General features: G+C 62.2%; 15 protein-coding genes and 1 pseudogene. 5 read left to right on the forward strand and 11 right to left on the reverse strand.

Annotated elements, in window-relative coordinates:
- Positions 1 to 123: 123 nt before the first annotated feature.
- A complete protein-coding gene (ppk1, locus tag C1722_RS16965) occupies positions 124 to 2,772 on the forward strand; it encodes a polyphosphate kinase 1 (protein ID WP_425319376.1) in 2,649 nt (882 codons plus the stop codon).
- A 33-nt stretch (positions 2,773 to 2,805) separates the two neighbouring features.
- Here the strand turns inward: ppk1 and C1722_RS08195 are convergent, their stop codons facing one another.
- Entirely contained in the window at positions 2,806 to 3,567 is a 762-nt protein-coding gene (locus tag C1722_RS08195) for an IclR family transcriptional regulator (RefSeq protein WP_102378790.1), read from the reverse strand.
- On the opposite strand from C1722_RS08195, the gene C1722_RS08200 reads away from it, so the two are divergent.
- Together C1722_RS08200 and C1722_RS08205 are read left to right on the forward strand one after the other, a co-directional pair.
- On the forward strand, positions 3,566 to 5,074 hold the full coding sequence (locus C1722_RS08200) for an FAD-dependent oxidoreductase (protein ID WP_180995098.1): 1,509 nt from the start codon (positions 3,566 to 3,568) through the stop codon (positions 5,072 to 5,074). The genes C1722_RS08195 and C1722_RS08200 overlap by 2 nt on opposite strands.
- A gap of 269 nt (positions 5,075 to 5,343) precedes the next feature.
- Entirely contained in the window at positions 5,344 to 5,829 is a 486-nt protein-coding gene (locus tag C1722_RS08205) for an HsmA family protein (RefSeq protein ID WP_102378792.1), read from the forward strand.
- Here the strand turns inward: C1722_RS08205 and C1722_RS08210 are convergent.
- From C1722_RS08210 to C1722_RS16700, 9 genes and pseudogenes are all read right to left on the reverse strand, one after another.
- Positions 5,826 to 6,533: an ECF transporter S component gene (locus tag C1722_RS08210; protein WP_244902498.1), complete on the reverse strand. Its 708-nt coding sequence runs from the start codon at positions 6,531 to 6,533 to the stop codon at positions 5,826 to 5,828. The two genes, C1722_RS08205 and C1722_RS08210, sit on opposite strands and share 4 nt — an antisense overlap.
- A 68-nt stretch (positions 6,534 to 6,601) precedes the next feature.
- On the reverse strand, positions 6,602 to 6,811 hold the full coding sequence (locus C1722_RS08215; RefSeq protein WP_102378793.1) for a hypothetical protein: 210 nt from the start codon (positions 6,809 to 6,811) through the stop codon (positions 6,602 to 6,604).
- Positions 6,812 to 6,906: 95 nt separating this feature from the next.
- Positions 6,907 to 7,950, reverse strand: coding sequence for a TAT pathway signal sequence (locus C1722_RS08220; RefSeq protein ID WP_102378794.1), 1,044 nt, complete (start codon positions 7,948 to 7,950; stop codon positions 6,907 to 6,909).
- A 210-nt stretch (positions 7,951 to 8,160) separates the two neighbouring features.
- Positions 8,161 to 9,738 (reverse strand): helix-turn-helix transcriptional regulator, encoded by a 1,578-nt coding sequence (locus tag C1722_RS08225; RefSeq protein ID WP_102378795.1) that lies wholly within the window; start codon positions 9,736 to 9,738, stop codon positions 8,161 to 8,163.
- 109 nt (positions 9,739 to 9,847) lie between these two features.
- The gene (glmM, locus tag C1722_RS08230) at positions 9,848 to 11,182 is read right to left on the reverse strand and encodes a phosphoglucosamine mutase (protein ID WP_102379592.1); all 1,335 of its coding nucleotides are present in this window, start codon (positions 11,180 to 11,182) and stop codon (positions 9,848 to 9,850) included.
- A 5-nt stretch (positions 11,183 to 11,187) separates the two neighbouring features.
- The gene (locus C1722_RS08235; RefSeq protein ID WP_102378796.1) at positions 11,188 to 11,682 is read right to left on the reverse strand and encodes a phosphoribosyl-ATP pyrophosphatase; all 495 of its coding nucleotides are present in this window, start codon (positions 11,680 to 11,682) and stop codon (positions 11,188 to 11,190) included.
- Between the two features lie 50 nt (positions 11,683 to 11,732).
- The gene (locus C1722_RS08240; RefSeq protein WP_102378797.1) at positions 11,733 to 16,151 is read right to left on the reverse strand and encodes a DNA-directed RNA polymerase subunit beta'; all 4,419 of its coding nucleotides are present in this window, start codon (positions 16,149 to 16,151) and stop codon (positions 11,733 to 11,735) included.
- Positions 16,151 to 19,544: pseudogene (gene rpoB, locus C1722_RS08245) on the reverse strand (DNA-directed RNA polymerase subunit beta). The gene C1722_RS08240 and the pseudogene rpoB overlap by 1 nt, the downstream one beginning before the upstream one ends.
- A gap of 617 nt (positions 19,545 to 20,161) precedes the next feature.
- A complete protein-coding gene (locus tag C1722_RS16700; RefSeq protein ID WP_180995099.1) occupies positions 20,162 to 20,509 on the reverse strand; it encodes a hypothetical protein in 348 nt (115 codons plus the stop codon).
- Positions 20,510 to 20,699: 190 nt separating this feature from the next.
- Here C1722_RS16700 and C1722_RS08255 point away from each other — a divergent pair, with 190 nt between their 5' ends.
- Together C1722_RS08255 and C1722_RS08260 are read left to right on the forward strand one after the other, a co-directional pair.
- On the forward strand, positions 20,700 to 22,286 hold the full coding sequence (locus tag C1722_RS08255) for a diguanylate cyclase (protein WP_180995100.1): 1,587 nt from the start codon (positions 20,700 to 20,702) through the stop codon (positions 22,284 to 22,286).
- A gap of 257 nt (positions 22,287 to 22,543) precedes the next feature.
- Entirely contained in the window at positions 22,544 to 25,804 is a 3,261-nt protein-coding gene (locus tag C1722_RS08260) for a cell wall-binding repeat-containing protein (protein ID WP_180995101.1), read from the forward strand.
- A gap of 284 nt (positions 25,805 to 26,088) precedes the next feature.
- Here the strand turns inward: C1722_RS08260 and C1722_RS08265 are convergent, their stop codons facing one another.
- Positions 26,089 to 26,931, reverse strand: a complete 843-nt coding sequence (locus C1722_RS08265; RefSeq protein WP_102378801.1) for a DUF4097 family beta strand repeat-containing protein — start codon at positions 26,929 to 26,931, stop codon at positions 26,089 to 26,091.
- Position 26,932: the final 1 nt, after the last annotated feature.

A 26,932-nucleotide genomic window follows, 5' to 3' on the forward strand; every position in this document is an offset into this window, starting at 1 on the left:
CAAGCCGAAAGGCCGTGCAGCGGCCGAAGCCGGCACCACGAAGAACGGGAGGTAACCATGGATACGCTCGACGCCAAGAATCGCACCGTCAGTTCGCTCGGAGATGGAAACACCGTGGCTGAAATGCTCTCCGAAAGCAGCATCTCGCCCGAAGGAGAGGGGCATGCGCCCGCCCCCGCAAGCCCGTTCATGCAAAACCGCGAACTCTCTTGGCTCACATTCAACCAACGCGTGCTCGACCAAGGCGCCGACGCCACCGTGCCCCTGCTCGAGCGGCTCAACTTCGTCTCCATCTTCTGGAGCAACCTCCAAGAGTTCTTCATGGTGCGGGTCGGCAGCCTCACCGACCTCTCGCTCGTCAAGAAGCGGATCATCGACAGCAAAACCAACATGACGCCCTCCGAGCAGCTCGATGCGATCTACGAACGCTGCCACGAGCTCTACCCCATCCAAGAGCAGACGTTCGCCCAGGTGCGCGATCTGCTTGCCGCCTACGGCATCCGCCACCTCACCGAAACCTCGCTCGACGAGGAGCAGCGGGCGTTTCTGCACAGGTACGTGGAGTTCAACGTCATGCCGTTCCTCTCGCCGCAGATCGTCAACTCGCGCCACCCGTTCCCCCATTTGGAAAACGGCGCCCTCTACGTAGTCGTGCGGCTCGACGAATCGGCAATCGAAGCCGACAAGAGGAAGGACGCCGAGGCGAAGGCGGAAAAGCCCGAACGCGCGGAAAAGGAAGAGAAGGCGGGCAAATCGGCGGCAAAGCAAACCAAAAAGGCCAAGAACCTCGCCGCCGAGGGCGTCACGCTCGGCATCATCCCGATGCCGCGCCAGTGCGAACGCGTGATCCAGCTGCCCGGCGAGGGCTTCCCCTTCATCCTCATCGAAGATGCGCTCGAGTTCATGGCCGCCGACGTGTTCTCCATGTACACCGTGAAGCACACCAACGTCATCTGCGTCACGCGCAACGCCGATCTCGATTCGACCGAGGGAACCGACGAGAACGACGAGGATTACCGCGAGCACATGAAGCGCATCCTCAAGAAGCGTTCGCGGTTGGCGCCGGTACGCCTCGAAAGCGAACGCAAGCTTTCCAAAACCGTATCCGACTTCTTGCTCGAAAAGCTCAAGCTCAAACCCCACCAGGTGTTTACGACAAGCTGCCCGCTCGACATGAGCTACACGTTCGGACTCGCAGGGCGCGTCGGCCCCAAGCTCGCGGCGAAGCTCGTCAGCCAGCCGTTCTCGCCGCAATGGCCCGCCGACCTCGATCGGAACCGCCCGATCATCGAACAGGTAGCCGAAGCCGAGACGCTGCTCTCCTACCCCTACGAGAGCATGGATGCGTTCGTACAGCTCCTGCGCGAAGCATCGACCGACCCGTCGGTCATATCCATCAAGATCACGCTCTACCGCCTGGCAAGCCAGTCGCATCTAGCCGAGGCGCTTATCACCGCAGCCGAGAACGGCAAGGAGGTCACCGCGCTGTTCGAGCTGCGCGCCCGATTCGACGAGAGCAACAACATCGAATGGTCGCAGCGGTTCGAGCAGGCGGGCGCGAACGTCATCTACGGCTTCCGCGATTTCAAGGTGCATTCGAAGATATGCTGTATAACCCGCCAAACCGAAAACGGCGTGCAGCACATCACGCAGCTCGGCACGGGCAACTACAACGAGAAGACCGCCAAGCTCTACACCGATCTGTCGTTCATCACCACCGACGAGACGATCGGGCGCGATGCGACCGAGTTCTTCCGCAACATGGGACTCGAAAACGCCTCGAACAACTACGATATCCTCTGGGTCGCCCCGCTCCAGATCAAACCGATGCTGCTCGCGCGCATCGACCGCGAGATCGAACGGGCGGGTGCCGGGAAGCAAAGCGGGCTCTTCTTCAAAACCAACTCCATCACCGACAAGGACATCATCGAGAAAATCGCCGAAGCGTCGCAGGCGGGCGTACCCGTCACGCTGTTCGTGCGCGGCATCTCGTGCATCGTACCCGGCGTCGAAGGTTACACCGACAACGTGCGGGTCGTCTCTATCGTGGGGCGCTTGCTCGAGCACAGCCGCATCTACGGGTTCGGGCCGCACGATACGATGGACCTCTACCTGTCGAGTGCCGATCTCATGACCCGCAACATGGAAAAACGCGTCGAAATCGCCTGGCCGGTACTCAACGAAAGCCTGCGCCGCGAAATCACCGATTACATCGACATCTCGCTGCACGATACCGCGAAACTGCGCGAGCTCCTGCCCGACAAGAGCTATACGCCGCTCGGATACTTCGCACCCGTCGGCGCAGACGGCGAAAAGAACCTGTTCGATTCGCAGGAGTACTTCATCGAAGATGCGAAGATCCGCAAGCTTGCCGCGGCAGCCGAGATCGCCGAACGCGATGCGAACCGCGCGAAGGCCGCAGAGCTCGCCGCCCGGGAAAGCGCGCTCGAGACCGGTGGGAACGGTGCCGCGCAGGGGAGGTCCGAGACGGATATCGAGGTGCCGGTACACGCATCGGATGCACGGGCCGCCGTGCAGGCGGCGACGCAGGAGCCCCCGTCCTCGGAGCATGTACCCGAGCCGACACCGACCGAACCGCAAGCGGCCGAGCGGGAAGCGGGCAACCGGGACGCTGCGCGATCAGGGCGGCTAACCGATCCGGAAACGCGCGGACAAGACGCCAAAGCGTCTGCGCCGAGCGTCATCTACGTGGAGCGCGCCAAGCCGAAGCGGCCGGGCCTCTTTTCCCGCTTGTTCGGAAACCGAAAGTAGCGCGCCGCCGCCGGCCGATCGAAGCCCCGCGTCCTACTCCGCATAGCCCATGCAGCCGGAAACGCGCTGGGCTGCGAGCACCACCTGCTGGGCGATCTGCTCGATGCGGTCGTCGGCGATGGTCTCGATCGTGCCGCTCACGCCAACCGCCGCGATCGCATCGCCGCGGTAGTTGAACACCGGAGCGGCGATGCAGCGATGGTCGAGCTCGTACTCTTCGTCGTCGATCGCCCAGCCCTGCTTGCGCACCCGGTGCAGGTACCGTGCAAACTCGTCTTTGCGCGTGAAGGTGTTCGGGGTGTACGCCTTGAACTCGTAATCGTAGAGCACCTCTTCGAGCTGCTCGCGCGACAGGCATGCAAGAAGGCATTTTCCCATCGAAGAGCAATAGGCCGGGGATCGGTACCCCACCGTCGTGTAGGCGTCTTCACCCCAATCGGGCGCCTCCTTCTCGATGTAGGAAACGTAGCCGCCGTCGAGTATTCCCAGATGGGCCGTCAATCCGAGCGTTCGCTTCAGCAGGGCGAGATAGGGCTTGGCCTCGGTGGTGAGCTCAAGCGAGTTGATGTGGTAGGAAAGGGTGTCGAACATCTTGGGGCCGATGGTGTAGAGCCCCTCGAGCGTTTTTTCCGCATAACCGCGATCGAGCATCGTTCCCAGGATGCGATGCACCGTCGACTTGCTCATCGAAGTCACCTGCGCGAGATCGGTCAGACCCATCGGGCCGCGCGATCGGGCGAGCGCCTCGAGGATATCGAACGCCCGGTCGAGTACCTGTACGCCGTTCTCACCCATGTCTCCCCTCCCCGGAGAATGCCTTCTTGTTGCAGTATACGCGAAAACTGCGGCTCTGCACCGCGATGTAACACAGGGAAACAGGAGCGCGCCGCCCGGGCCTGGCGGCGATCCGCGGAGCGCNGGGCTCACCGCGGCATACTCGGCGCTCGAGAACGGCGCCGAAAAGGTGATCGTCTTCGAAAAGGGATCCCAGTGCGGCGGCACGACGGCGCTTGCCGAAGGAGCCGTTCAAGCGGCGGGCACCAGCTGGCAGAAAGACAAGGGCATCGCCGACGATACCCCCGACTTGCTGTACCGGTTCTGGAAGACCGACAGCGAGGGGCTCGTCGACGACGATCTCATCCGTTGCATGGCCGACAACGCCGCCGACAACGTGCAGTGGATGGCGGACAGCTTCAGCATCACGTTCGCCAACGTGTTCGGAGCCTACCCCGCGCCCTATCTCGACGAGGCCCTCCTGAAAGACCGCATCCACTTGATCGCCGACGCAGCGGATCCGACCAAGACGGGCGGCGCGATCTGGACGACGAACGCGCAGAAAGCCGTAACGGAAAAAGGCGGCGAAATAGAAACCGGCATCGAAGTGAGCGAGATCATCATGGACGGGGATGCCGCAGCGGGCGTCGCCGTCAAAAACGGCAAGCGCTACAAAGCGAACAAGGGCATCGTGCTGGCCATGGCCGGCATCGAGCACAACGAGGATCTCGCCAAGCGCTACAATCCGCAGCACTACTGGGATTTGACCACGCAAAGCGTGATCACCGCCCCCACCGACACGGGCGACGGCATCGTAATGGGCATGGCCGTCGGCGCGCAGACGATCTTCCACGGCTGCGTCGATCTACTGCTTCCCACCTGGTCTTACACCAACAACCAGAACCCCGAGATTCCCTACATCCTCGTGAACATGCGCGGTACGCGCTTCGTCCGCGAAGACACAACCTACGCGTTCCATTGCCGTGCGCTGTTCAACGAGGCGATGCAATGGGGCGGCGCGGGGGGCGCAACCTACATGGTCATGGATGCGAAGATGACGGATTCGGACAAGATGTGCGCGTGGTCGGACAACGCCGAAGGCGGCGCGGAGGCTCGCGAAGCGGCGCTCGAGGACGGCACCCTCGTGCAGGCCGACACGCTCGAGGGGCTTGCCGAGGCCATCGGCGTACCCGCCGAGAACCTCGTTTACACCGTAGCGAAATGGAACGACGACTGCGCTGCCGGAGCCGACAGCCTCTACGGCCGCACGAAACAGCTCACTGCGCTCGACGAGGCGCCGTTCTACGCATGGAGAACGCAGAACTCCAACATCGGATCGATCGGAGGTCTGCGCATCAACACCGATGCCGCCATCCTCGACGAGGCGGGCAACCCGATCCCGCACCTGTTCGGGGCGGGCGTGAACACGGCAGGCTGGATCGGCCCCTACTACCCCGGCTCGGGCACCTGCTTGCAGGGTACGCTCAACTGGGGGCGCATCGCAGGTAAATCGGCTGCAGGGGCGTAAAGGCGAGACAGGCGACAGCGCGCGCTTCACTACCACGGCGGATCCGCTGCATAACGCGGATCCGCCGTGGGTTTCGCTTGCCGCAGAACAACCTTCACCGCAAGATGGCGAGACGCGACGGCGCGGCTTTGGCCGGCTTCCCTTTACTGTACGGCAACAGAATTGTGAACATTGTTCATTATTGATTGACAACGGATCGGAACATCCTAATATGAACAACGTTCAATTTAGTGAACGATGTTCATATCGTTAGAAGAAAGGATGCCGCCATGACCCTCACGCTCATCGCCGCAACAACCGCAATCTCGCTTGCCCTCGTCTGCTATACCGCAGGCGTATTCAGCGAACGCAAACGGGGAACTTTGACCAAGGGAAGCCTCGCGCTGTTTTGGCTGGGGCTCGCGCTCGATACGACCGGCACCACCCTCATGACCGTCATGGCGCAAGACGGTGGAGCCGTTCTGGGGATGCATGCAGCCTCGGGCGCACTCGCCATTGCGCTCATGGCCGTGCACGCCATCTGGGCAACCGTCACCTTCGCCCGCAAGAACGAGGTGGGCATGAAGCGCTTTCACACCTTCAGCGTCGTCGTATGGCTGTTCTGGCTCATGCCGTACGTGCTCGGCGTACTGCAGGGCATTCCGGTATTGCATCTGCAGAACCTGCAAGCGGGCATCGGGTCGCTCGCGGTGGCGGGAATCGCTGCTTTGATCGTACTCCGCAAACCCGCAACGAAGCGCCCGAGCGCGCGCTAAGGCCGACTCGTCCGTCCAAAGCGCTTCGGTGGCGATGTCGTCTCGCAAGAAGCATCGTCGCGGTCGCGCCCGGCAAGGTCGGCGGAAATCGGGGTGGCGTCCGAATCCCTCAACGGGAGCCCGGCCGCGAAGTCGGGTTCCTCCCCCCTCTCGTCCGCAGGTTCTTCCTCGGCGAGCAGAACTTCGAGCCTGCGGTAGGCCACGAGGGCGACTCCCCCGTTCACGCATGACTTGGCTACGTTGAAGGGCAGCAGCGCAGGGATGATCAGCGAAACGATGTCCTCGAACGCCGCCCCTTGGTAGATGGGCATGACTACGAAGTTGAGTATGATGGATACAACCGTCGCGCACGCTATGCCCGCAACGGCGCCGACAACCGCGCCTCCCAAGGAAGGCCGCTTGCGGTAGATCGATCCCATGGCGATGACGAGCGCCACCGACGCGAGGATGTTCATGAACGCGCCGAGAGGATCGGTAACGAGGCGCGGGATCCATGCGAGCACCGCCACGGCCGACCCGACCCACGGCCCGTACAGAAGGGCCGCAAGCGCCGCGATCACTCCCGAAGGATCGTACTTGAGAAACGGCGCCTGCGGGAGAATCGGCAGTTCGACGAAACTCAGCACCATCGCCATCATCACGAGAATGACAAGCGCGGCGATCTGCTTCGGAGAGCGTATGTTGAGCCTACCCAGGTTAGCCACGTTACCCGACTTCCATCACCCCTCGGCACCCGAGGATATCGACTGTTCCAGTATAGCGCCAAGAGCGCTCAGGTGCGCACATCGGTCTGCGCGGAAACCGACGCGGAGCAATCGTCTTCGACAACCGGCGCAAACGCTTTCGGAACGAACACGAACGACGAGGCGGCGACCGCGATCATCACGGCAAGCGCCATGAGCGCGAATCGCGGCCAGCGAAAGCGCGATCCATGGTGCGCTGCGCTTCCAGCCTGCATTGCATACGTCCCCTGGCCCATCATGGCCCCACTCCTTTCGAAAGCCATCGTATGCGGCCGAGGGCCGCATACGATGGCGACTTCGACGACTCGAAACGGGCGTTTCGAACGCGTTGGCGCTACACGGCCTTTGCGGCGTCGATGGCTGCCTGAGCGTAGTTCGTGGTATCGACGAGCGTAGCGCCCGTAACCGCATCGATCCCCGGCGCTTTCGCCGAGCTGATCGGCGTACCGGCAAGGTAGTCCTCGATCGCATCCACCGACGTGATCCAATCCTGGGTGGCGCCGCCCTTCTCCTTGAGCGACTTGCTGTACACCGGCGAGTTCACCGATTTCGACACGAGAACCTTATCCTCTGCCGCGCCTTCGCCGAAGCCCGCGTCGGAATTCGGCACCGGCTCGATGCCCTCGGTCCCTGCGGCCATGTACTGGAAATCGTCGATGCTCGCCGCGACGATGGTGTCGCCCTGCACCAACGCGATGGCGCTCGTGAAGCACTTATCGCCATGGGCCGCCGCCAAAATCATACCGAGCTCGAGATCGCTGCCGTCGCCCGTATACGTGCCCTTGGCGATGACGTCGTCGTTCTGCGCGATCTCGGCAACGGCGGCGAGGTAGTTAGGAGTATCGACGAGCGTCGCCCCCGACACCGCGTCAACGCCCGCGTGCTTGAGCTCGCTCGGCTGCTTGCCGACCGTCGATGCCTCGATGGCCTGCATGGACGTGAGCCACGGCTGGGTCGAACCCGCCTTCTCGGCCATGCTTGCCGAATACGACTCGTTGCTGAACGACTTCGAAGCAAGCACCATCCCCGCAGCATAGCCCTCGGCAAAGGCTCCGTCGGAATTGGGCACCGCAACGATTCCGTCCGTATCGGCGGCCATGTACTGGTAGTCGTCGACGCTCGCCGCAAGGATCGTCCCGTCCTCGGCGGTGGCAACGACGACCTGCGTGAAGCACTTGTCTCCGTGAGCGGAAGCGTATCCGCGATGGAGCGTTACGGCATGATCGCCCTCGGTGGGCGCTGCGGAACCGCTCGGCTTCTGCTCGCTGCCCGAAGCCTGCGACGGAGCGCAACCGGAAAGCGCGGCCCCCAGGCACAGTGCGCTGAAAGATGCCCCCGCAACGATAAACGTGCGCCTGCTCATGATGCGATCGTTCATGTGATTCCTCCCTATGAGTGAAAACCAAGTTGATTTCGCCGGGCGGACGATGCGGGGATTCAAGGGATTCCGTTCGATGCCGTCGAGCCCTCGCCCATCCGCCTTGCTGGACGAAAGATTAGAAGCGAGGCGCACGTTTGTGAATCATCGCGTTGGGGGAAATCGCAATGAGGCTATTGATCTGGTGTTTTTCTATGGATGATTACCTGGTTACCCGATGGGAGCAATCGGCTTATCGACCGTCTCCCCAATTTCGTCTATACGGCTGATGAGCTCTTCGCGCGAAGAAACGTCGATCTTGCGGTAGATGCTCTTAACATGGCTGCGCACGGTGCTCTCGGCGATAACGAGCGTATCGGCAATGTACACCGATCCGTAGCCGCGCCCGAGGAAGCGCAGGATCTCGGCTTCGCGCGGTGTGAGGCCGCACGACTCGGCCACCATGGCGCACCGCGCTTCGAGCGTGACGATATCGTCCTTCGCCGCATCGGCGTCTGTCTCGGTTTCGGCAGCAGGGGCATCGGCGCCGTCGGATACGTCGATGCCCTCGATGACGATGCGCCATACGCGCGACGACGGCATGGCGATCAGCAGCACGACCGAAACCACAAGCAAGAACAGCAGGACGTTCAGCCGATAGGCGCCGAGCACGCCCGCATCGATGTTGGCATACGAGAGCTGCGCGATGAGGCACGCCGCGATGACGAGCATGCACGCCGCCGGCAGCTTCAACGATTCCATGCGGCTCATCATCGTGATGATCATGGCGCACATGAGAAGCCCGTAGACGAAGCAGAACACGTACACGCCCACGTTGAGGAACAGCCCGCGCAGCTCGATCATGGCAAAATCGCCCACCACGAACACCACCGCAGCGATGATCGGAAGGTACATGCGATAGCCCGCGTTCACCACCGCGCGCTCGCTTTTGGCGAGCAGGAGCACCGCTGCACACGCCACGGCGACGAACCCGCCCGCGATCTCGATGGGGAAATCGCCGTAGAAGGTATGGTGCATGTTCATGCCTGAAACGAACAGGAGAAACACCACGGCTGGCGTGACGATGAAAAAAAGCGTTCGGGACCAGGGCGATTTGAAATCGCTTCCACCCTCCCCCAAAAGCGATAGGTCGAGCTTCCCGAACACATCCCACCAGTTCGCCCCCGATGTGGTCGAGCGGCTCTCGGCGCCGCTCTGCGCAAGGGCCCCGCGCAAACATCCCGCCGTTCCCGCGGCGGCAAGCGCCAACAGGGCGATAGCGCGCACGGCATCGCCGGCAAGCGAGATCAGCGCATCGAGCACGAACAGGGCGGCGCCGAGCGCAACGAGGGACGCGAGGGATGCACGAAGGTCGGGAAGATGCACTCGGCGCGCCCACGCCATGCAGAGAACCGCACCGCCGGCACCGACGAAAGCCCCCGCGACGACGAGGAGGGAAGACGGCACGCCCGGTGCGAAGCGCGCCAAGCACGTAAAGGCCATGCCGACGAGGTACGCACCGCCGGCAGCGATAAGGAGACGGCGGCCCAACCGCGCATAGGCGGTTTTCAGAAGGCAAACGAAGAGCATCGCAAGCGAGGCGAACATGGCGGCAAGAGCCATCGCCGCAAGGAACGGCGTTGCCGAAAGGGGTTCGAGCAAGGGCTCGGCCGTCGCCTGGAAAAGCAGGGGCCGAAGGAGGTTCAAAGGCGCGAGGAGGAACGGCATGCTCGCGAAGAACGCCGTCAGCGACAGCAGCGAAAGCATGTCGAAACCCGCCCAACGATGGCCTGCCTGCCGAGCTCCCATGGCCGCCCTTCCATTCGCGTTATTGTCAGTACAATAGTACCACTAGCGCCCCCGCTATGCGGCGGCGCTCGCGAAAGACGATCCGATTGCCCGGCAGCGAGCCGATCGGCTACAGCTCCGCTTCGACGACCTTCGCCACAGCATCGGCGTAACGCCGAGCGGTTTCGAGATCGGCAGCCTCCACCATCACGCGCACGACCGGTTCGGTGCCGCTCGGACGCACGAGGATACGGCCGTTGTCGCCGAGTTCGGCAGCCGCGTCGGAAACAGCGCGCGCCACCGGCTCGTTGCCGTCGAGCGCATGCTTGTCGGCGACCTTCACGTTCAGGAGCACCTGAGGATAGCGCTTCATCACGCTCGCCGCTTCGGCGACCGATTTGCCGGTGCGCTGGCACGCCGCAAGGAACTGCAGCGCCGTCACGAGACCGTCGCCCGTGGAGTTGTACTCGAGAAAGATCATATGCCCGCTCTGCTCGCCGCCGAGTGCAAGACCGCGCTCGCGCATGGCTTCGAGGACGAAGCGATCGCCCACCTGGGTCTGGATGACCTCGATGCCCGCCTCACGCATGGCATGGGCGAACCCGAGGTTGCACATGACCGTGGATACGACGGCGTTCTCGGGCAAGAGCCCCCTACCTGCAAGATCGACGGCGCACACGGCCTCGACCACGTCGCCGTCGATTTCGCCGCCTTCCGCGTCGACGAACATGACGCGATCGGCATCGCCGTCGTGGGCAATGCCGATATCGGCGCCCATCTCGGCAACGAGCTCGCGCAACGGCTCCAGGTGGGTCGATCCGCACGACACGTTGATGTCGGTGCCGTCGAACTCGTCGTTGATGACGCGCACGTCGGCGCCCAGGCGCATAAGGGCTTCGGCGCTCGACACCGCCGAAGCGCCATGGCCCACATCGAGGGCCACCTTCAATCCGTCGAAGCGCACGCCTTGCTCGGCCACGCTTGCAATGGCGTGCTCGATGTAGAGTTCGGCCGCGTCATCGATCGGAATCGACACGCCCACGCCGCCGCCGATCGGAAGCTCCAGCTCGGACGCCTTGCCCGACACGATGAACTCCTCGATGGCGTCCTCGAGGTCGCAGGGCAGTTTGTAACCCTGTGCGTCGAAGAACTTGATGCCGTTGTACTCGGGCGGATTATGCGAAGCCGAGATCACGATACCGCCGTCGCAGTACAGCTCGCGCACGAGCAGCGCTACGCCCGGCGTGGGGATGATCCCCGCCGAAAACGCCGTACCGCCCATGCTCATGATGCCGGCGACCACCGCCGCCTCGAGCATATCGCCGCTTTGGCGCGTATCCTTGCCGATAACGATGTTCCTGCCGAGAAACGCCACGGCCGCCTGGCCGAGCTTGAACGCCGTCTCGCAGGTGAGTTCCTTGTTCGCGATTCCGCGAACACCGTCCGTTCCGAATAATCGAGCCATCGGCACTATTTCCCCCGTTTCACGTAGTCGTCGAACAGCATGACGCCGCCCTGCGGGCGCTCCTCTTTCGTCATGCGGGTGTTGAGTTCGGCTGCGAACTCGTCGAGCCCGATACCGTAGCGCTCGAGCACGACGAGCAGGTGGTACACCACATCGGCCGCCTCGTAGCGCAGATGATCGACCGCCTCGTCGTATTCGGCGGGAAGCTCGGCGCACACGGAGCCGCCGTCTTCTCCCAAGCCGAGAGCGAGCGCCTCCGCCGATTCCTGGGCGACGAGCATACGGCACTCGACGTCTTTGACGGCAAGCGCCGTTTCGTTCGCCTCTTCGACGACCTTCTTGACGAGATCGTCCTCGCACCCCTCGAGCAGCCGATGGGTGTAGCTTTCCGCTCCCGCCTCGCGGCGGGCGGCGATGGTGGCCGCAAGCGCCTCGATCGTCGCACCGATCTGAGACGGCGGAACTGCCCCGCCCTCGGGAATATAGGTTTTGTCAGCCATGAAATGCACCCTTAGAGGAAGGGGGCGCTCGGTGGCGCCCCCTGACCGAACTATTTCTCTTCGTCGGAGCCGGACTCGTCGCCGAGGGCGTCATCGTCCTCGGAGTTCGAGAAGCCGAACCCGATCGAACCGACGGAGCCGAGCAACGCGTCGAGCTCCTCGAGGTTGCGCTGGTACGAACGCGGCGGAAGCGCCTCGCCGAGCATATCCTCGCCCTCGGTGTTGAATGTCGGAGGTTCGTCGCCGCCGATGAGGATCGTATCGTCCGGGCTGAACACCATATCGAGCAGCTGGCTCATGTCGTCGCTCGTTGCAGCGAGGTCGTCCTCGATGACGTGGAGCAGGTTGTGCTGCTCCAAGCCCTCTTTGAGCTCCTCGATCGCCTTGACGCCGATGCCCTCGATGCGCAGCAGATCCTCCTCGGTATGGCCCACGAGATCGGCAACCGTCTCGATACCTGCCTCGGAGAACTTGTTTGCCCACCGCTGGGATACGCCCAGATCGTCGTAGATGTAGAGACGCGCATCTTCGTCGGTGAGGTTGGGCGTGCGGTGCCCGAGCGACATGCCGCTGTAGTAGTTCGTGTAGTTCGTGCCCATATTGAGGTAGCTGTCGCCGTCGAGCGACCAATCCTGAGGCTGCGGCAGCAGGTCCTCGATATCGCGCAACGCGTCGGGCGCGAACTCGGGCAGCGTATCGCTCGTCACGCGATCGACCGGACGGCCCTTATAGGTGAGGCCGACCTTGCGGTAGCGCGGCAGACCGGTACCGGCGGGAATCGGCTTGCCGATGATGACGTTCTCCTTCAGGCCCGCAAGGTTGTCGACCTTGCCCTCGATGGCGGCATCGGTGAGGACCTTGGTGGTCTCCTGGAACGACGCGGCCGAAAGGAACGAATCGGTGGCAAGCGACGCCTTGGTGATGCCGAGTAGAAGCGGCTGGCCGACCGGCGGCTCCTTGCCGTCGAGAACGAGGCCGTTGGCAACTTTCTCGAACTCGAAGCGGTTCACCTGGCGGCCCGGCAAGAAGTCGGACTCGCCCGCGTCGGTTACGGCTACCTTGCGCAGCATCTGGCGCGCGATAACCTCGATGTGCTTGTCGTTGATATCGACGCCCTGGCTCACGTACACGCCTTGCACCTGGCTCACGATATAGCGCAGCGTCGTGTTCGGGTCGGTGAGGCGCAGAAGGTCGTGCGGGTTCACCGAACCCTTCGTGAGCTGCTGGCCGACCTTGACCTGGCTGCCGTCGAGCACACCCGGAAGCATCTGGGCGCGCGCGGACACCACGTACTCGCGGAAGTTGCCCTGCTGGTCGTGGATCGTGAGCGTCTTGGTCTGCTTGTCGCCCGAAATCTGCAGAGTACCTGCGATTTCGGCGAGGACCGCCTGGCCTTTCGGCTTGCGGGCCTCGAACAGCTCGGTAACGCGGGGCAGACCGTGGGTGATGTCCTCGCCCGCGACGCCGCCGGTGTGGAACGTTCTCATGGTGAGCTGCGTGCCGGGCTCGCCGATCGACTGGGCGGCGATGATGCCGACCGCCGTGCCGATGTTGACCGGACGCGACGTTGCAAGGTCCCAGCCGTAGCACTTCTGGCACACGCCCTGATCGGCGTGGCAGGTCATGACGGTACGGATGATGACTTCGGTGATGCCCGCATCCTCAAGCGCTTTGATCTGCGACATCGACGTCACGTACTCGCCTGCGCCGACGACGATCTCGCCGTTCGCATCGACTGCGTTCTCGAGCAGGCAACGGCCGATGAGGTTCTCGTCCAAGTCGCCCTTCTCGTTGTAGATCGGGTACGGCACGCCGTCGGAGGTGCCGCAATCGATCTCGCGGATGATGACGTCTTGGGCGACGTCCACGAGACGACGGGTCAGATACCCCGAGTCGGCGGTTCTGAGCGCCGTGTCGGCGAGGCCCTTACGGGCACCGTGCGTGGAGATGAAGTATTCGAGTACCGAGAGGCCTTCGCGGAAGTTCGCCTTGATCGGGCGGTCGATGATCTCGCCCTTCGGGTCGGACATGAGACCGCGCATGCCCGCAAGCTGGCGAATCTGCTTGATGTTACCACGGGCACCGGAGAACGCCATCATGTAGATGGGGTTGAACTTGTCGAAGTTCTCGGCCATGGCCTCGCCGACCTCTTCGTTGGCTTCGTTCCAGATGTCGACGACCTGCTTGTGGCGCTCCTCCTGGCTCATGAGGCCCATCTCGTAGTCCTCGTCGATAGCCGCAACCTTCTCGTCGGCGCGGCTGAGGATCTCGGGCTTGTTCGGCGGCACGGTCGCGTCGTACACCGACACGGTAACGCCAGCGCGCGTCGCGTAGTGGAAGCCCGCGTCTTTGAGGCCGTCCAGGATGGCCGGCACCGAAGAGAGCTCGTAGCGGTTGCACACGTCCTCCACGAGGCGGCTGATTTCCTTCTTGTTCATCTCGTAGTTGAGATACGGGTAATCCTCGGGCAGCACGTTGTTGAACGTGATGCGGCCGATCGTGGTCTCGATGCGCTCGCCGGCCTTGTGCTCCTCGAACTCGTTGTAGGAGGTCGCGACCGCGGTGTCCTTGGAAAGGCGCACCCAGATCTTAGCCTGCAGGTCGAGTTCGGCGCGCGCGTCGTAGGCGTTCATGGCGTCGTCGAAGTCGATGAACGACCTGCCCTCGCCCTCGAAGCCCTCGCGAGCGGCGGTGAGGTAGTACAGGCCGATGATCATGTCCTGCGTGGGAACCGTCAGCGGGCGGCCGTGAGCAGGCGATTTGATGTTGTTGGCCGAGAGCATGAGCACGCGGGCCTCGGCCTGCGCCTCGTTGCCGAGCGGCACGTGCACGGCCATCTGGTCGCCGTCGAAGTCGGCGTTGAACGCGGTGCAGACGAGGGGATGGAGCCTGATGGCCTTGCCTTCGACGAGCACGGGTTCGAACGCCTGAATGCCCAAACGGTGCAGGGTGGGTGCGCGGTTGAGAAGCACTGGGTGCTCGGTGATGACCTCTTCGAGCACGTCCCACACGTAGCTGGCGCCGCGGTCGACCGCGCGCTTAGCCGCTTTGATGTTGGCGGCGTACTCGAGTTCGACCAGGCGCTTCATAACGAAGGGCTTGAAGAGCTCGAGCGCCATCTGCGACGGCAGACCGCACTGGTGGAGCTTCAGCTGCGGGCCGACCACGATGACCGAACGGCCGGAGTAGTCGACGCGCTTGCCGAGCAGGTTCTGACGGAAACGGCCCTGCTTGCCCTTGAGCATGTCGGAGAGCGACTTCAGGGGGCGGTTGCCCGGCCCCGTGACGGGGCGGCCGCGACGGCCGTTGTCGAACAGCGAATCGACGGCCTCCTGCAGCATGCGCTTCTCGTTGTTCACGATGATCTCGGGCGCACCGAGATCGAGCAGGCGCTTCAGGCGGTTGTTGCGGTTGATCACGCGACGGTACAGGTCGTTCAGATCCGACGTGGCGAAGCGGCCGCCGTCGAGCTGCACCATCGGGCGCAGATCGGGCGGGATGACCGGGATGACGTCGAGGATCATGTCGGTGGGCTTGTTGACGCTCTTGAGGAACGCATCGACGACCTTGAGGCGCTTGATGGCCTTGGCGCGCTTCTGGCCCTTGCCGGTCGAGATGACCTCGCGCAGCTCGTCTGCCGTCTTGGCCAGATCGATTGCGTCGAGCAGATCGCGCACGGCTTCGGCGCCCATGCCGCCCTTGAAGTAATCGGAGTAGTTCATGCGCATCTCGCGGTAGAGAGCCTCATCGGGAACGAGCTGCTTGGGCTCGATCTTCATGAAGGCCTCGAACGCATCGGTGCGAAGCGCCTTGCGCTCGTTGAACTCCTCGTAGATGTCGGCGATCTCCTCTTCGACCTCTTCGGGTGCCATACGCTCGTCCTCGTCGACGTCGTCGACGAAATCATCGTCCTCCGGCACGTAATCGGTCGACAGGCGGCGGGTCGCCTCGATGAGGCGATCGCGCTCGGCGTCCAGCTCTTCGAGATCGGCTGCCAACTCGTCGCGCAGCTCGTCGGCGTCTTCCTCGCGCGCCTCCTTATCCACCGAGGTGATGATGGAGCTTGCGAAGTACAGCACCTTCTCGAGCTCCTTCGGAGGAATGTCGAGCAGGTAGCCCAAGCGGGAGGGCGAGCCCTTGAAGTACCAGATATGGCTCACCGGAGCAGCGAGCTCGATGTGGCCCATGCGCTCGCGGCGAACCTTGGAGCGAGTCACTTCGACGCCGCATCGCTCGCAGACGATGCCCTTGAAGCGAACGCGCTTGTACTTGCCGCACGCGCACTCCCAGTCCTTCGTGGGGCCGAAGATCTTTTCGCAGAACAAGCCGTCTTTCTCGGGCTTGAGCGTGCGGTAGTTGATGGTCTCGGGCTTCTTCACTTCGCCACGGGACCAGCTGCGCACGTCCTCGGCGGAAGCGAGGGAAATGCGCAGAGCATCGAAGTTGTTCACGTCGAATTCCGTCGTCATTATTCCTCCTCTCCCTCACCGATGAGGTCGTTCGTATCGCTGTAGCCGTCTACGACGTCTTTCATTAAATCTCCCAGTTCAGCGGCGATGTTGTCGAGAGCGAACGCCGCGTCGTCTTCTTCGGTCTTCTTGGCGTCGGCCTGCAGCGCCGCAAGCAGTGCGGCGTCTCCGGCGTCCTGCTCGTTCTCGTGCTCCTGCGTGATGTCGATGGCATGGTGATCTTCGCCCTCGAGCTCGACGTTCAGGCACAGCGATTTCATCTCCTTGACGAGAACCTTGAAGCTCTCGGGCACCTCGGCTGCGGGGATGTTCTCGCCCTTGACGATGGCCTCGTAGGACTTCACGCGGCCCGACGTATCGTCGGACTTGACCGTGAGGATCTCCTGGAGCACGTTGGAAGCACCGTAGGCGTAGAGCGCCCACACTTCCATCTCGCCGAAGCGCTGGCCGCCGAACTGAGCCTTACCGCCGAGCGGCTGCTGGGTGATGAGGCTGTAGGGGCCGGTCGAGCGGGCGTGGATCTTGTCATCGACCATATGGCCGAGTTTGAGGATGTAGCTCTGGCCGACGGTGATGGGCTCGCGGAACTTCTCGCCCGTACGTCCGTCGTAGAGCCACGCCTTGCCGGTTTCGGTGAGCTGCGGCACGAAGCTGTCATCGGCATGCTCGCCGTATTTGGCATGGTTGATGTTCAAAAGGTTGCGGTTCGCCCTGAGGATGGCGTCCGAGATCTCCTTCTCGGTCGCGCCGTCGAACACGGGCGTGGCCACGTGGATCGGGCCCTCGACGACCTCGTCGGAGCTTTCGTCGTCAGACCAACCCCACTTGGCTGCCCAGCCGAGATGGCATTCGAGCAGCTGGCCGACGTTCATACGCGAGGGAACGCCGAGCGGGTTCAAGATGACGTCGATCGGCGTGCCGTCGGCGAGGTACGGCATGTCCTCGACCGGCAGGATGCGGCTGATGACGCCCTTGTTGCCGTGACGGCCCGAAAGCTTGTCGCCCTGCTGGATCTTACGTTTCTGGGCAACGTAGATGCGCACGAGCTCGTTGACGCCCGGCGCCAGCTCGTCGCCTTCGAGGCGCGAGAAGCGTGCGATGCCGATGACGCGTCCGCCGGAACCGTGCGGCACCTTGAGGGAGGTGTCGCGGACCTCGCGGGCCTTCTCGCCGAAAATGGCGCGCAGCAGGCGCTCCTCGGCGGTGAGCTCGGTTTCGCCCTTCGGAGTGACCTTGCCCACGAGCACGTCGCCCGGGAACACCTCGGCGCCTATGCGGATGATGCCGTCGGCATCGAGGTCGGAGATCATGTCGTCGGAGATGTTGGGGATCTCGCGGGTGATCTCCTCGGGGCCGAGCTTGGTATCGCGCGCGTCGATCTCGTATTCGGAGATGTGGATGGACGTGAGCAGGTCTTCGGCAACCACACGTTCGGACACGATGATGGCGTCCTCGTAGTTGTAGCCCTCCCACGGCATGTAGGCGATCATGAGGTTCTGGCCGAGTGCGAGCTCGGCCCCGTCGCAGCTGGGGCCGTCGGCGAGCACGTCGCCCGCCTGCACCTCGTCGCCCTTGCGCACGATGGGGCGGTGGTTGATGCAGCCCGACTGGTTGGAGCGCTGGAACTTCGGGATCAGGTATTCGTCGTATTCGCCGTCGTTGTTGAGCACGATGATGGTCTGACCGTCAACGTAGTCGACAACGCCCGGGTTCTGCGCAACGAGGATCTCGCCGGAGTCGACCGCGATGCGGTGCTCGATGCCGGTGCCGACGAGCGGCGCCGAGGGACGCAAGAGCGGCACGGCCTGACGCTGCATGTTCGAACCCATGAGGGCGCGGTTCGCGTCGTCGTGCTCCAAAAACGGGATGAGCGAGGTGGCGACCGATACCATCTGGCGCGGCGACACGTCCATGTACTCGACCATGTCGACCGGCACCTCATCGGGCTCGCCGAAGACGCCGTTGGAGTCCTTGGTGCGGCAGAGGACGCGTGCGGCCTTCACGAAGGTTCCGTTCTCGTCGTAGTGGCCGAACTCGCGGGTATCGGGATCGAACTCGTCGTTGGCCTGGGCGATCGTGAAGTTCTCTTCCTCGTCCGCCGTCAGGTAATCAACCGTGTCGGTCACCTTGCCGTGCTCGACGCGACGATACGGCGTCTCGATGAAACCGTACGGATTCACGCGCGCATAGGTTGCGAGCGAGCCGATGAGGCCGATGTTCGGGCCTTCAGGCGTCTCGATCGGGCACATGCGGCCGTAGAGATCGGAAGAGCACACGTNGGATGTTCACGAGCGATTGCGGCGTGATCTCATCGGGTTCCTGCATGCTCATGCGCTCGCGCACAACGCGCTCCATGCGGGAGAGGCCGATGCGGAACTGGTTCTGGATGAGCTCGCCGACCGTACGGATGCGGCGGTTGCCGAAATGGTCGATATCGTCGGTCGAGAAGCCCTCCTGACCGGCGTGGAGCGCCACGATATACTGCATCGAGCGGATGATGTCCTCGTCGGTCAGCGTGGAGCTCTCGTAATCGGGATCGAAACCGAGCTTCTTGTTGATCTTGTAGCGACCCACCTTCGCCAGATCGTAACGCTGCGGATTGAAGAACAGGCCCTCGAGAAGCGTGCGCGCCGAATCGATTGTCGGCGGCTCGCCGGGACGGAAGCGCTTGTAGAGCTCGATCAGCGATTCTTCCTTGGTCGTGGCCGGATCGCGATCGAGGGTGCGCAGCACCATCTCGTCGTTGCCGAGGAGCTCGATGATCTCCTCGCGGCTTTCGGCCAAACCGAGGGCGCGCAACAGCAGCGTGGCCGGCTGCTTGCGCTTGCGGTCGATGCGAACCGACAGGATGTCGCGCTTGTCGGTTTCGAACTCGAGCCATGCACCGCGGGACGGGATGACCTTGGCGTTGTAGATGATCTTATCGGAGGTTTTATCGCGCTCGGAGGCGAAATAGACGCCTGGGGAGCGGACGAGCTGGGAGACGACGACGCGCTCGGTGCCGTTGATGATGAACGTGCCGCGCGGGGTCATGAGCGGGAAATCGCCCATGAACACGTCCTGTTCCTTGATCTCGCCGGTTTCCCGGTTGATGAAACGGATCTCGACGAAGAGCGGCGCCTGATAGCTGACGTCCTTTTCCTTGCACTCGTCAACCGTGTACTTCGGCTCGCCGAACTCGTGCTTGCCGAACTCGACGCACATATCCTTCGTGCTGTTCTCGATCGGGCTGATATCGCCGAATGCTTGGTCCAATCCCTCGTTCTTAAACCATTCGAATCCACCCGTTTGAATGGCGATCAGATTGGGGACGTCCATGACGTCTGGGATCTTGGCGAAGCTTCTGCGATTCCTATAAAGGCTGGTGGGAGCGCTTTTTTTTGCTTGGGCCACGAGGCTGTTCCTCCTTCATGAGAATCAGGTAAACTGCGAAAAAGTCGCAATTTCCAAAAGTACTGCCCCGTTACCTCACTGTCAAGAAAAAGTTTTTCGAATTGTGGTTATTCTCTGAAATTATGAGAGCGAACTGGGGTTTTGCGAATATGACATTTTGGTGCCGCCGAGGAGTCCGCGCCGGCAGGCTCGCCAATCCTGAGGTTCGCGGCTCGAGGACCCCGCCAGCAGGCAAGCCGCCATCAGAGTACGCGAATGCATCCCGAGGACGGCTTGCCAACGGATTTGACGAGGACTGCTTCAAAACCGCATCTGCACGATTTCGGGAGCGCATTCGAAGAGAGCATCCGGGTCGGCGATTACCTGTATGAGATTTACGGTAGTGAACCCGAAAAGAGTCCTTTTCCACCCGCGCGCCCGTACCTGTAAGACGTATGCCCAGTTCAAATATACCGTAACTTCCCTACTGCGTGTCACTATCGCAAATCTCATGCAAGAAAGGGGCCTTCCGCCGCCGAGACCCCGTTGGGATGCGCAGAAGCCAGCACCGACGGCGCCTCGTGCGGCGGCCGTGGCACCGTCTCGATACATCCCGGCGGGCGGGCCGCCTTTTCGGTTCAGCGATCCTCGCCTCTTTTGCTTCTCGCGCCCAAAGCCGCGTACGCCGCCACGAGCGAGCAGAGGGCGAGAACCGCAAGCGGAGCCGCGCCCAGCTCGTCGCCTACGGCGGCGAGGCCTCCCCGAGAACCGCCGCCCGTCCACGATCCCGAGCCTCCCGGATTTCCGGGATCAACCGGTTCGGCTGGATCGGTCGGGTCGGTTGGGTTTGCTGGATCGTCGGGGTCGTCCGCGCGCAAGCTCGAAGGTGCGGGCGACGTGCTGGCCGTCGGCGAAGAGGAGCTCGTCATGCTCGCATGCAGCGTATTAGATCCCTCGATGAAGAGGTTGACCTGCCGTTCAATCAAAATGCACGAGCGACTCTTGGTGCTCGGCTGCTGTTTGCAAGGCGCCAATCGAACGGCGTCAAACGGCGGTGAATCTCCCGGGAACGAAGATTGGCTCTTCCAGCCGAGCCCTTTTTGGAGCACAATACGAAATGCTATTGTTAACCGATTTGGTTTACGTTCAGAATCGCGTAGCAGGGAAAGGGCATCGATGTATCACCGGGTTCTCCACATTGCGCTGTTCGGCGTCGACGCAGAGGCGGAAGCGGCCATACGCTCCGTACCTTGTCCCGAACGGTTCTCACTTGATCTCTGCCCGCATGCCGAATTCGATGCCGATGCGTTCACCGCTTCGGATCTGGCGGTCATCGACTTACAGGGACTCGAGAGCTCAAACGCAACCTTCCCGCCCCGCAAAAGCAGCTCGAAGATCGTGCTGCGCATCCCCGCTGAAGACATCAATCGCCTGGGACGGGGCATATACGAAATGGTCGACGACGTTTGGCTCACTCCCATGCCCCCCTCGCTCGTCGCCTTTCGTTTCGAAAAGCTCCTCGAACTTGAAAAGGCGCTCGCCGAGCTCGCCCTCTCGAAGCAGTACCTCGACACCGCCATCGACTCGATCCCCGAACTCGTCTGGTTCAAGGACGCCCGCGGTTCGCACCTGAAAGTCAACGAAGCGTTCTGCCAGACGGTCGAGAAGACCAAGGAGCAGATCGAGGACCGTGGACATTACTTCATCTGGGACATTACGCCCGAGGAGTACTCGCAGGGCGAATACGTCTGCCTCGAATCCGAGGAAGAAACCATGAGCGCCCGCAAAACCTGCCTGTTCGACGAGCAGATCAAAACGAGCCACGGCATGCGGCAATTCAAAACCTACAAATCGCCCCTGTTCGATTACGATGGATCGGTGATGGGCACCGTCGGCATCGCCCACGACGTGACCGACCTCGGCAACATCGAAACCGAACTCGAGATATTCATCAACTCCATGCCCTACGCCATCGTCGTACTCGACACCGAGGGAACCGTCATCAACGTCAACGACCACGCAGAAGAATACTTCGACGTGAAGCGCGAAGCAGTGATCGGCGGCGACTTCGACGAATGGCGCAGGCTCGTCCTCGGCAATGCGGTCGTAGACGCCAACGACTTTACCGATTCGAGCTTCTTCACCGCCGACATCGGCGGTACGAGAAAGACGTTCGAAATCAATCAGCGCATGATCGTAGACGTGTTCGGCAACGAGACCGGCCAGCTGCGCATCTACCGCGACGTGACGAAAGAACGCGAACTCGAAGAGCGCGTCCTCAAAAGCGCCAACACCGATTACCTCACCGGCCTCTACAATCGGCGGTACCTGTACGAGCAGCTTGCGAAGGCTTCGAGCAGCATGATCACGCTGGCATATCTCGACCTCGACGATTTCAAGGGCATCAACGACGCCTTCGGCCACCAGATGGGCGACCGGATCCTCGTCGAGACGAGCCGGATCCTCGTCGAGCGGTTTCCCGACGACATCGTGGTGCGCATGGGAGGGGACGAGTTCATTGTCGCAATCCTCGATGGGCGCCCCGTCGATTCGGTCGAGGTTCAAGCGCTCTCTTGCCTCGAAAGCATCCGCACGCAATTCGCCGCCGACGATCTGCTCTGCCGCACGACAGGCTCGATAGGCATCGCTACCGATCTCGGGGAAGGCCTCTCGATCGACGAGCTTATCAGGCGAAGCGACGAAGCGCTCTACCAGGCGAAGCGGGCCGGCAAATCGCAGTGCTGCACGTGGTCCCAAGATTAGCGGGCAGGTAAACGCAAAACTCCGAACCGATTAGACGGATCGCGTCGTCACGCAAGCGAAAGCGACGCTGACACCCTGCCCCACTCGGCGCGGGAGCCTCCGCATGCACTACCCCGCCGATCGCACGCCGATCGCATGCGCCCTCGATATATTAATATGAAATATCTTACACATTACCTTACATGATGGTATACTCCGCTTTGTATTTATGTAAGATCTTGTATTTTACGCGTTGCATACTCGCAGAAAGGACAGGTATGGATACAGTGCACCCGGCCCGAAGGCCGCTAGCCCTCCTCCTCGCTTGCGCCCTGGCATTCGCTTTCTCCGGAATTCCTCAGTCAAGCGCGTACGCGTCCGAGAGGGGCGCTGTCGATTCCCTCGACATCGACGTTCCCTTCGACAGCACGGACCAAGGCGAAGACGCCTTGGCTGCAAAGGATGCCGAGAACCGCTCCCCTCATACCGAGGATGAAGCCGCTCTTTCTTACGTGCCCGCACAACCATCGGGCAATGGGCCCGCGTCCTTCGGCGCGACATCGGCGGTTTCGCCGCTCTCTGCGCCCACCACGCAGGCAGAACTGCAGCAAGCGCTCATCGACGCCTCGGACGGAGCCGTCATCGAACTATCCCAGGATATCGAAATCGACGGCAACGGCATGGCGTACGATCAATCGACCGGCTGGGTTCAAGCGACGAACGTCCCGCTCTACATCCCCAACAACCTTGCATCCGTCACGATCGACGGCAACGGGCACCGTCTCGTACTCGCCGACGGATACGAAGGCCTCCACATCGATGCGGAAAGCTATCCCTCGGGAACTAGGGCGATCACCCTTGTCGACCTTTCGCTCATCGGTCATAACGAAAACATCGACTCCAGCACGGCGCTCGGCGACCGCAAAGCGGGCGGAGGCATGCACGTCGGAGGATCGAAAACAACGCTTGCTTGGAACAACGTGACGATGGCCGGGGTGCACGGCATCGGCACGGGCGGCGGCCTTGTCAGCTACGGCGCCAACGTTACGCTCACCGACTGCACCATCTCGGACGTGTCGGCAACAGGCAACGGAGGCTTCTACACCTCGGATGCCGGCGGCATAAACTACAACGGAAGCCTCACCGTAAGCGGAGGTACGGTATCGGGAGCGCGCTCCGGAGGAAACGGCGGCTTTGCTCTGGTTTCAGGGGGCACCCACACGTTCATCGGAGTCTCGTTCGACGATTGTTCGGCAGCAGACTCCGGCGGCGTTATATCGAACGCACGGGGAGGAGCGAGCACCTACATCGTAACCTCGTGCGCGTTCACCGGCAACTCCGCAGGGGAAAGCGGCGGCGCCATCCAGTCGCAAAAGGGCGGCCACACCATAACCGACAGCACGTTTACAAACAATGCTGCGGGAACCAGCTCGAACGCCTATCTGGGCGTCGGCGGAGCGTTTTACCAGAACTCCGCCACGCAAAGCACCTACTCCGCCATTTCAGGGTGCACGTTTACCGGCAACACGGCGAAGAGCGGCGGTGCTGTTTACGGCCAAGGTTTCGATTTCTCGAACGTCCGGTTCATCGGCAACAGCGCCCTTGCAGGAAGCGGCGGCGCGCTGAACTGCAACCCCAACACCTACTACACCATCGATGGAGCGTACTTCGAGGATAACTACGCATCGGCAGGCCAGCTCAACTGGAATATCGAAAAGCCCATGTCCGCGATAGGATCGGGGCTCGTCTTCTCGGATCTCGCGAACCACTACCGCGCAAACGTCAAGAACGTCACCGGCCTGACCGCGCAGGCGCCCGACGCCATGGTGGCCCCGTCGAACTGCCTGAACAACTACGACATCAGCACCTATGCGTTCTCCACGTACTTCTACACCGGTGACACCGGCGCCGTTTGGAGCGATACCGGGCTCGACAAAACCCGTATGTTCAGCGTGGGTACGCGCACCATTTCGGCCGAGCTGGAAAAAAGAGGCCTGACGGTCGGTCACGAAGACGGCAAGCGGCTGCTCGGCTGGTATTTCCCAATCGGGGAGGTAACCTCGAGCGGACAACCCATCGTGTTCGAGGGATACGGCGATAAGCCCTATGTGATATCCAACGGCATCAACGACGACCTGCTCAAAGCCCAAGGGTTCGACGCAAGCGAAATCGTCGACGGGAGCACCTACGTCATTCAGGGCAGCTTCCATGTGCTCGTGCCGCTTTGGGAAGACCAGGCGGACCTCGTCTACCATCCTGATTCCTCCACGCAGATCACCGACCCGGACGGACCGCACGGCATGCTTACCGAAACGGCCGTTAAAGATCTTGCGGGCCTCGACGCGGAGACGCTCGCCCCCGAGAACATGGAGCTCGTCGGCTGGGCCCTCACCGAGCACGAGGTTGCCGGAGAGACCCTTTACGCTCCCGGCGCAAACATCGTTGTCGAAACCGACGATCTGCTCGATGGAGAAGTGCACCTGTACGCCCGCTACGGCGAGGCGGATACATCGGTCGAGCTTTCGGTTGCGCGCCTGTACGGCGAGCACCGCTACGCAACCTCGAGGCAAGTCTCAACCTATGAACGCGGTACCGAAAACACGGTGATTCTCGCCTCGGGCGACGATTACCACTTCCCCGATGCCCTCACGGCCTCGGCGCTTTCCGGCAACCTCGGAAACGCCCCCATCGTGCTGACGCCCACCGACCTGCTCGCCGACGATGCCCGCGCGGCCATCGAATCGGACCTGCAAGCGGGAACCGTCATTATCATCGGAGACCAAAACGCCGTCTCTTCCGAGGTCGAGGCAAGCGTGCGCGCGCTGTCTTCCGTTGCAACCGTAGAGCGCATCGGCGGAGCCGACCGCTACGAGACCGCCGAACTCGTCAATCGGGAAATCGGCTCGTCTCGCTCCACGACCGCCATCATCGCACGGGCCGACGATTTCCCCGATTCGCTCTCCGCATCATCGTGGTCCGCGGTTACCCAAAGCCCGATTTTCCTCGCCAAATCCGGATCGGCGGGATTGACCGAGGGGACGAAGGAAGCGCTCGCTTCGGGAGGCTTCGATCGCGTGCTCGTCCTCGGCGACGAGAACTCCGTATCGGCGGCAACCCTCAAGGAAGCACAGGCTGCCGCGGGCCTCACCGACGCGCAGGTTGTTCGCCTCGGCGGAACCGACCGTTACCATACATCGTCACTCGTAGCAGAATGGACCACGTCCGACGAGCGTTCCGCCGTCGAGCGCCTGTCATGGAACAAGCCCGCCCTCGCACGCGGCGACAAGCATGCCGACTCGCTTACCGGCGGAGCCCTGCAGGGAAGGGATCGCTCGCCGGTGCTCTTGACGAGCGGCACCTCCGCAAGCAGCTACGCGCTGGCGCTGCTCGCCGCAAACGACGGCACCGTTGCCGAGCTGCGCTTCTTCGGTAACGAATACGCGATATCGCTCGACACCTCGAAAGCGCTTATCAAGGCGCTCACATGGGATTCCATCCTCTGGAAACCGAACGACGACGTAGCGTTCGAGGTGAAATAGCGCCGAGGCCGGCAATCGAACCGATGCCGCAGCCGAAAGAATCCCGCCCGAGTCGCATTTCGGGCGGGATTCTCGTTTCTCGTCAACGGACCCGGCGAACCAAAACGGATCGGCGCATTCGCTTCCATTCGCTTCCGCCTGTCGATTTGCGCAAACGCCTCGCGCTTATCAGCCAAGCGCAGCCTTCGCCTGTCTACGGGGCCCGCTCAACTGCAGGCGCCTCGCCCGCAGGCACTTTGTCGCAGATGCCCAGCTCGCCGATGCCCCGCCGCAAGCGCCTCCCTCTACAGCCTGTTCAAGATGAAATGACCGGACGCCATGTCGATGTCGAACTTCGCACCGCCGCTCTTATGCACATAGGAGCCGTCGCCCTGCCGGACGGTTTCGAACTGGCTCTCGAACGAACCCGAAGCTTTATCGACGTAGGCGGTGAACCCCTCGTTGTCGGGAATCGTCACGGCGATGGTGCCGCTCGCCATGTCGGCGTCGATGACGTTCGGGCACACGCTGCTCACAACCTCGATCCGACCCGATGCCGCATGGGTTTTGACCGACTCCGACACCGATCCCTGCGCATACGATTTGCCGCTTGCCACATCGATGTTGAGCTCGCGGACGGCAAAATCCCTCGCCTCGAGCTCGCCCGAAGCGAGATCGACGTCGAGCTTGTCGCAACCGATACCGGTTACGTTGTAGTAACCCGACGCCCCGTCGATCTTCACGAGGCCGAAGTCGGCGGCGTATTTCTGAGGGACGCGAATCTCGAGGCTCTTGCTGCCGAACGAGAAGCAGGAAAACCATCCGCCATAATCGATGAAGAGCGTATTGCCGGAGATCTTCCAACGCATCTCCTGTCCCTTTGTGATGCCGTTGCCCGTCTCGATAAGCTCGATCTCGTCGGAGGCGGAATCGACCACGTGCATCTGTACCGAGCCGGCCGCCCAATCAACCTCTATGTTCTTCACGTCGCTCGCAGCGACGTTTGCGCTTCCTATCATAGAATCTCCTCCCGCTCTCAGCTGCCACGAAGAGCAGCCTGCGCCGAACCCCGCGATGGCGAACAGCGCCACGGCGAGAAGAACGGCTGATGCGATTTTGGCGTAAGACGCCCCGGTCAATCGTGCCATG

The organism is Raoultibacter timonensis (assembly GCF_900240215.1).
GTDB lineage: Bacteria > Actinomycetota > Coriobacteriia > Coriobacteriales > Eggerthellaceae > Raoultibacter > Raoultibacter timonensis.

Bases quoted from the DNA above. Each gene is read 5' to 3' on its own strand.
- C1722_RS08255 (WP_180995100.1), top strand. From the start codon at position 20,700: ATGTATCACCGGGTTCTCCACATTGCGCTGTTCGGCGTCGACGCAGAG.
- C1722_RS08225 (WP_102378795.1), bottom strand. From the start codon at position 9,738: ATGGGAGCTCGGCAGGCAGGCCATCGTTGGGCGGGTTTCGACATGCTT.
- C1722_RS08260 (WP_180995101.1), top strand. From the start codon at position 22,544: ATGGATACAGTGCACCCGGCCCGAAGGCCGCTAGCCCTCCTCCTCGCT.
- C1722_RS08220 (WP_102378794.1), bottom strand. From the start codon at position 7,950: ATGAACGATCGCATCATGAGCAGGCGCACGTTTATCGTTGCGGGGGCA.
- ppk1 (WP_425319376.1), top strand. From the start codon at position 124: ATGCTCTCCGAAAGCAGCATCTCGCCCGAAGGAGAGGGGCATGCGCCC.
- glmM (WP_102379592.1), bottom strand. From the start codon at position 11,182: ATGGCTCGATTATTCGGAACGGACGGTGTTCGCGGAATCGCGAACAAG.
- C1722_RS08265 (WP_102378801.1), bottom strand. From the start codon at position 26,931: ATGGCACGATTGACCGGGGCGTCTTACGCCAAAATCGCATCAGCCGTT.
- C1722_RS08235 (WP_102378796.1), bottom strand. From the start codon at position 11,682: ATGGCTGACAAAACCTATATTCCCGAGGGCGGGGCAGTTCCGCCGTCT.
- C1722_RS08195 (WP_102378790.1), bottom strand. From the start codon at position 3,567: ATGGGTGAGAACGGCGTACAGGTACTCGACCGGGCGTTCGATATCCTC.
- C1722_RS08240 (WP_102378797.1), bottom strand. From the start codon at position 16,151: ATGACGACGGAATTCGACGTGAACAACTTCGATGCTCTGCGCATTTCC.
- C1722_RS08205 (WP_102378792.1), top strand. From the start codon at position 5,344: ATGACCCTCACGCTCATCGCCGCAACAACCGCAATCTCGCTTGCCCTC.
- C1722_RS08215 (WP_102378793.1), bottom strand. From the start codon at position 6,811: ATGATGGGCCAGGGGACGTATGCAATGCAGGCTGGAAGCGCAGCGCAC.